This window comes from Dermacoccus sp. UBA1591, from assembly GCF_002322065.1.
In the GTDB taxonomy this organism is placed as follows: domain Bacteria; phylum Actinomycetota; class Actinomycetes; order Actinomycetales; family Dermatophilaceae; genus Dermacoccus; species Dermacoccus nishinomiyaensis.
Map to the genome: position 1 here is coordinate 1 of NZ_DCNR01000078.1, position 6,813 is coordinate 6,813.

General features: G+C 71.6%; 6 protein-coding genes. All 6 read left to right on the forward strand.

Translation table 11 applies throughout. The annotated features are described in order from the left end of the window. Window positions 1-329: 329 nt before the first annotated feature. A complete protein-coding gene (locus B2284_RS07975) occupies window positions 330-1,058 on the forward strand; it encodes a hypothetical protein (protein ID WP_286697361.1) in 729 nt (242 codons plus the stop codon). A gap of 133 nt (window positions 1,059-1,191) precedes the next feature. Then, entirely contained in the window at window positions 1,192-2,559 is a 1,368-nt protein-coding gene (gene lysA / locus B2284_RS07980; protein ID WP_286697362.1) for a diaminopimelate decarboxylase, read from the forward strand. A gap of 1 nt (window position 2,560) precedes the next feature. Then, window positions 2,561-3,913 (forward strand): homoserine dehydrogenase, encoded by a 1,353-nt coding sequence (locus tag B2284_RS07985; protein ID WP_136788684.1) that lies wholly within the window; start codon window positions 2,561-2,563, stop codon window positions 3,911-3,913. A gap of 1 nt (window position 3,914) precedes the next feature. Further along, on the forward strand, window positions 3,915-5,018 hold the full coding sequence (thrC, locus tag B2284_RS07990) for a threonine synthase (protein ID WP_136788683.1): 1,104 nt from the start codon (window positions 3,915-3,917) through the stop codon (window positions 5,016-5,018). 77 nt (window positions 5,019-5,095) lie between these two features. Beyond that, window positions 5,096-5,989 (forward strand): homoserine kinase, encoded by an 894-nt coding sequence (locus B2284_RS07995; RefSeq protein WP_286697363.1) that lies wholly within the window; start codon window positions 5,096-5,098, stop codon window positions 5,987-5,989. 274 nt (window positions 5,990-6,263) lie between these two features. Continuing rightward, window positions 6,264-6,813, forward strand: a 550-nt coding sequence (locus B2284_RS08000) for a Rho termination factor N-terminal domain-containing protein (RefSeq protein ID WP_286697364.1), incomplete at its 3' end; no start/stop codon positions are given.

The window sequence follows — 6,813 nt, forward strand, 5'->3', positions numbered from 1 at the left end:
CGGGCCTCCGTTCGTCTTGTATCAAGCTCGAAGGATTCGGGAGGACGACGAGCGTAGCGAGGAGGGCGGGTCCTGCAGGGGGCGTTGTCGCGGCCTGCGATCAAGCCGGCGTGGCATACCCTGGCCCGGTGATGTCGGCAGATCCTTGGGTAGCGCTGGATCGCGACGTCGGGGTGTCTGTCTTTTTTTCCGTGGATGCCGACGGGCGGGTCGTCACCCCTGCGCCGCGTGTCGCGGCGTCGCGTGAGCGCTCCGCCACCGATCGAGATGACTTGGGCAGGGCTCAGCGGATCGCCGCACTCATCACCGCGCACCTGGGGCTATCGGCTGTGGCTCGACCCTCTGGCGGAAACGTCGAGGTCGACCTGTCGTCGGACGGGTGGCTCGGTCGCTGCGGGGCCGAGACGGGCATCATCGCCGGCGCGGCCGCAGACGTCCGCCGCGCCCGCCCGCCGCTGCGCTCCTTCGGCCAGAGCCTCACCTGGGACGCCGTCGCACAGGACATCGGCCTCGACGCGCTCGTGTGGGCGTCGCTGCTCAGTGCGTCCAAGACGCCACCGCTGACGTTGGGGCAGCGCCTCGACGACCTGTCGAGCCGCCGCGACGCGAACCCCCTCGCTCGTGCCCGCCGTGCCCAGGCAGCCGCGATGAGACGGCTCGAGGCCGCGACCGGACTGCTCGACAGCGGCGCCCTTGACGCCGACACCTTCGACGTAGAGCCCCTGGCCTACGGAGACGGCGCCGACACCCCGTCCCGCGACGACCTCGCCGTCGACGGTTCTGCCGCTCTCTCTCGTTCGCCGGACGGTGGGGACCACGTCACCCCCGCACCGTTGCGGGTGGCTGTTCTCCTCACCTCCCGGGCGTTTCACGACGCGGCGCGCACCGGCCGCACCCGTCCTGCGTTGCTCGCGATCGACGATCTGGCGGTGGCGATGCTGCGTCACGTCGAGGCTGCGCCCGTCACGCGGACGGATGTGCCCGCGCTGAGCGCGGCCCGTAGCATCGTGCGAGAAACCCTGGACGCTGCCTGCGTCGCAGCGCCCGTGCCGTACTGAACGCGTCGATCCTCGATGCGGCCGGCGGCGGTGGGCGTGCGATCGCTGCGGGTCCGATCCGCGCGCAGCGGGGGCTGCCGGGCCGTCTCGGCGCAGCGCCGTCCCCCTCGCGAGAAGGCAGCAAGGAGACCACGTGAGCGTCAGGTCGGCCGCCCCCACGGGCGCCCTCGAGCAGATCGTGTGGCCGCGCACCGCGCGCCGCCGTGATGACGACGTCGTCGAGATCGCCGGCATCGGCCTCGACGAGATCGCCGAACGCTTCGGCACGCCGGCGTACGTCATCGACGAGGCCGACGTCCGCAGCCGCGCCCGTGCCTACCGTGAGGCGTTCGCGCGTGCGTTCGCGGTTATCGGCACCCAGGCGGACGTGTACTACGCGGGCAAGGCGTTCCTGTCGTCGCACGTCGCGCAGTGGGTCACCGAGGAGGGGCTGCGCCTCGACGTCTGCTCGGGGGGTGAGCTCGCGATCGCGAAGAAGGCGGGCGTGCCGGGCGAGAACATCGGCATGCACGGCAACAACAAGGGCGTCGCCGAGATCAACGACGCCCTCGCGTACGGCGTCGGGCGCATCGTCGTCGACTCGTTCGAGGAGATCGACCGCGTCGCCGACGCCGCTGCGCGCCACCACATCACGGCGCCTGTCATGATCCGCGTCAAGCTCGGCGTCGAAGCGCACACTCACGAGTTCATCGCGACGGCGCACGAGGACCAGAAGTTCGGTTTCTCCGCCGCCGACGGCCAGATCGGTGACGCCGTCGCCCGCGTCCTCGCCCGCCCGGAGCTTCACCTACTCGGCTTCCACAGCCACATCGGCAGCCAGATCTTCGAGTCCGCCGGCTTCAAGGAGGCCGCGACGCGCCTCATCGCCCTGCAGTTGCAGGTCGCGAAGGAGCACGGCGTCGAACTGCCGGAGCTCGACCTCGGCGGCGGTTTCGGCATCGCCTACCTGCCCAGCGACGCACCGCTCGACCCCGCCGAGATGGCGACGCAGCTCGCCGGCATCGTGCGCGAGGCGTGCCAGAACGCCGACGTCCCGGTGCCGCGCGTCTCGATCGAGCCGGGCCGCAGCATCGTCGGCCCCGGCGGCGTGACGCTCTACCGCGTCGGTACGGTGAAGCCTGTTCAGGCGAGCGACGACCTCGTGCGCACGTACGTCAGCGTCGACGGTGGCATGAGCGACAACGCACGCCCCGCGCTCTACCAGGCCGACTATCACGCGGCGCTCGCGAACCGCGGCGGCAGCGACGAGCTGACGCCGACCCGCATCGTCGGCAAGCACTGTGAGAGCGGCGACGTCGTCGTGCGCGACATCGACTTCCCGTCCGACACCCGTGACGGCGACCTCGTCGTCGTCGCCGCGACCGGCGCCTACTGTCGTGCGCTGGCCTCGCAGTACAACCACGTCCCGCGCCCGCCCGTCATCGCCGTCGCGGACGGCGACGCTCGCGTGCTGCTGCGCCGCGAGACGATCGACGACCTGCTCGCCCTCGAAGGGGAATGACATGACCACCACCGCATCCGCCATGCCGGCCGACTCGACGACCCCGCGCGAGCCGATCACGATCGCGCTGCTCGGCAGCGGCGTCGTCGGCACGTCCGTCGCCCGCGAGCTGACCCAGAACGCCGCCGATTTCGAGGCCCGTATCGGTGCGCCGCTGCAGATCGTCGGCGTCGCGGTGCGCGACACGCGCAAGGACCGCTCGGAGACGGGCCTGCCGGCCGACGCCTTCACGACGGACGCGCAGGCGCTCGTCGACGGTGCCGACATCGTCGTCGAGCTCATGGGTGGTGACGAGCCCGCCAAGAGCCTCATCACGCGCGCCCTGAGCAACGGCTCGAGCGTCGTCACGGCCAACAAGGCCCTGCTCGGCAGCGATGGCCCGGAGCTGTACCAGCTCGCGATGGATCACGGCGTCGACCTGTCCTACGAGGCCGCCGTCGCGGGCGCCATCCCGCTCATCCGTCCGTTGCGCGAGTCGCTCGCGGGCGATGAGGTGACGAAGGTGCTCGGCATCGTCAACGGCACGACGAACTTCATCCTCGACAAGATGCACCGCACCGGCGCCGACCTGCGGGACGTGCTCGCCGAGGCGCAGGAGCTCGGTTACGCCGAGGCCGACCCGACGGCCGACGTCGAGGGTTACGACGCGCAGGCGAAGGCCGCCATCCTCGCCTCCCTCGCGTTCCACACGCGCGTGCGCACGAGTGACGTGCACGTCGAGGGCATCATGAACATCACGGCGGAGGACATCACCGCCGCACGCCGCGCGGGCTGCGTCATCAAGCTGCTCGCGATCGCCGAGAAGGTCGAACGCGGCGAGGCAGACGGGGGAGCGGGCGTCAACGTCCGCGTCCACCCCGTCCTGCTGTCGCGCTCGCACCCGCTCGCGAGCGTGCATGAAGCTTTCAACGCGATCTTCGTCGAGACGAAGCTCGCCGGGGAGCTGATGTTCTACGGCCGCGGGGCGGGCGGCGACCCGACGGCGTCAGCCGTCCTCGGCGACATCGTCCAGGCCGCGCACCACCGCGTCACCGGCGGGCGCGGTTCGGGGGAATCGGCCTATGCCGACCTGCCGATCCTGCCGATCGGCGAATCCCTGACGCGTTACGTCGTGCGCGTCGAGGTCGCCGACGAACCGGGCGTTCTCGGGCGCGTGACGAGCGCGTTCGGCGAGCACGGCGTCTCCATCGAGAGCATGCGCCAGGGCGTGCGCCGCTCCGAGGATGGCCTCGCCTCCCTCACCTTCATGACCCACCAGGCACCGGAGGCCGCGCTCGCGGCCACGGTCGACTCGATCAAGAAGCTCGCGGACGTCGACTGCGTCTCGTCCGTGCTTCGCGCAGAAGGAAACTGACATGGCTCACCTGTGGCGCGGCGTCATCACCGAGTACGCCGAACGACTTCCGATGCTCGACGGTGCTCCCGTCGTCACGCTCGGGGAGGGCGGCACTCCGCTCATCCCGGCGGAGAAGCTGAGCGAGCGGGTCGGTACGCGCGTGTTCGTCAAGTACGAGGGCCTCAACCCGACCGGTTCGTTCAAGGACCGCGGCATGACGACGGCGATGTCGATGGCCGCGAAGAACGGCGCGAAGGCCGTCATCTGTGCCTCGACGGGCAACACGTCCGCCTCCGCCGCGGCCTACGCGACGAAGGCCGGCATGACGTGCGCCGTCCTCGTGCCCGACGGCAAGATCGCGATGGGCAAGCTCAGCCAGGCCATCGCGCACGGCGCGCAGCTGCTGCAGGTCGACGGCAACTTCGACAACTGCCTCGACGTCGCGCGCAAGCTGGCCGAGAGCTACCCCGTAGAGCTCGTCAACTCCGTCAACCCGGCCCGCATCGAGGGCCAGAAGACGGCCAGCTTCGAGATCGTCGACGCGCTCGGCGACGCGCCCGACATCCATGTCCTGCCCGTCGGCAACGCCGGCAACATCACGGGTTATTGGAAGGGCTACCGCGAGTACGCGGCGCCGTTCACGACCGCCGACGGCCGCGAGCTCGCCGCCGTCGCGACGAAGACCCCGGCGATGTGGGGCTTCCAGGCCGAGGGCGCCGCGCCGCTCGTCGCGGGCCACCCGTTCGACGAGCCGGAGACGATCGCAACGGCCATCCGCATCGGCAACCCCGCATCGTGGAAGCAGGCCGAGCAGGCCCGCGACGACTCGGGCGGCGTCATCGACGCCGTCAGCGACGACGAGATCCTCGCCGCGCACCGCATCCTGTCGAGCGAGGAGGGCATCTTCGTCGAACCGGCGTCGGCCGCCTCGATTGCCGGGCTGCTCAAGATGAGCGACGCGGGCCGCGTGCCCGCGGGCGCGACGATCGTCTGCACCGTCACCGGGCACGGCCTGAAGGATCCGCAGTGGGCCCTGCGCGGCGCCGACGGCGGCGACATCCAGCCCGAGCGCGTCTCCGCCGACGCCTACTCCGTGGCGCGCGCGCTCGGCCTCGACGCCTGACGATGGCCCGTTCGCTCAGCGCCTCCCGCCTCCGGCCGAGCCGCACGCCTCAGGTCGGGTCGACGGCGCACGTTCGCGTGCCCGCGAGCACGGCGAACCTCGGGCCGGGTTTCGACTCGATCGGCATGGCCCTCGACGTCTGGGACGACGCGCGCGCCGAGGTGACGGACGGCGGCCTCGTCGTCGACGCGCGCGGCAACGGCGCCGGTGAGGTGCCGCTCGACGGCTCGCACCTCGTCGTGCGCTCGATGCGCGCGGCGTGGGAAGCGCTCGACGTCGCGCCGCCCGCAGGGCTGGAGCTGAGGTACACAGGCGCCGTGCCGCACTCGCGCGGCATGGGCAGTTCGGCGACGGCGATCGTCGCGGGCGTCGCGCTCGCGACGGCGCTCGCCGGGCACGATCTCGACGACGCCGCGACGCTCGCGTTCGTCAATGACGTCGCCTCGAGCATCGAGGGCCACCCCGACAACGCGTCGGCCTCCGTCTACGGCAGCGTGACGGTGAGCTGGGCCGACGTGCTCGAGGGCCCCGACGCGCCGCGCGACTGGCACACCGCCGTCCTGCGCCCGCACCCCGATGTCGTGCCCGTCGTCATCGTCCCGGCGCAGCGCCTGTCGACGGCGACGGCTCGCGCCGCGTTGCCCGAGAGCGTCCCGCTCGCCGTGGCGGCGCGCAATTCGGGGCGTGCAGCGCTGCTGGCTCACGCGATCACCACCGAGCCGCCGCTACTCATGCCCGCGACGCTCGATGCGCTGCACCAGCAGCAGCGCCGTTCGGCCTACCCGGATTCGATGGCGCTCGTCGACGCGCTGCGTGACGCCGGCGTCCCCGCCGTCATCTCGGGCGCGGGTCCGACGGTGCTCGCGCTGGCATCACGTTTCGCCCTGAGCGCGGTGCACGATGTCGCTGGGGGCGGCGAGGTGCTCGAACTGAGCGTTCCGACGCGCGGAATCACCCCCATGTCGCGCTGATCCGCCGCCGGGGTGTACCGTTTTGGTGCACCCGGGTGGTGCTCGAGTTCGACCATGCCACACGACGCGACGCTGTCGTCGCGCCAGGCCCGTGACCTCAGGGTCACCGTTCTCGCCTCAGCCTCGCTGCAGGTCATCATTCGCTTCCAGGTGCGCTGTTCCCGTCTGTGCTGTCATTCCGACGGCGGGAACCAGGGGTCTGATCTGAACGGCCCCTGAACTTCATCCCGCCCGCGCTCTTCGTCGCGGGCCGAACGAGGGGGAAGGAACCTTCGTGTCAGAACAACCGTCTGCGCCCGCCCCGGCCCAGAGCAGCCCGCGCGGAGCGCTCTCCGCGATGCGTCTCGACGAACTCAAGCAGCTCGCGCAGAGCATGGGCATTCCCGGCATCTCCAAGATGCGCAAGGTCGACCTCGTGACGGCGATCCGCGCCGCGCGCGCCGAGGCCAACGGTGTCGGCGGCAGCCGCGCCAAGGCCGCGGGCGTCACCTCGACCGCTCCGACGGCCCGTCGCGCCACGAGCGAGCAGGCCGAGGCTGCGCCGTCCGCCACCGAGGCGCCCCGCCGTGAGCAGGGCGACGCTCCGGCGCCGCAGGATGACGAGCCCCGCCGCGCCACTCGTGACGCCGGCGCCCGCGAAGGCGACGCTGCCTCCCGCGAGGGTGAGCGTTCCACGCGCGACGAACAGGAGCAGCCGCGCGAGCAGCGCACCCGTCGTGGCCGCCGCGGTGGCGAGGAGCGCAAGCGCGCCTCCGAGAACTCAGGTTCCGACCAGGGCGACGCTCAGCGTGAAGGTGCCGCGCAGGACACCGGCTCCGAGAACG

Excerpts from the sequence above, each read along its gene's own strand:
- B2284_RS07985 (WP_136788684.1), top strand. The coding sequence starts at position 2,561 with ATGACCACCACCGCATCCGCCATGCCGGCCGACTCGACGACCCCGCGC.
- thrC (WP_136788683.1), top strand. The coding sequence starts at position 3,915 with ATGGCTCACCTGTGGCGCGGCGTCATCACCGAGTACGCCGAACGACTT.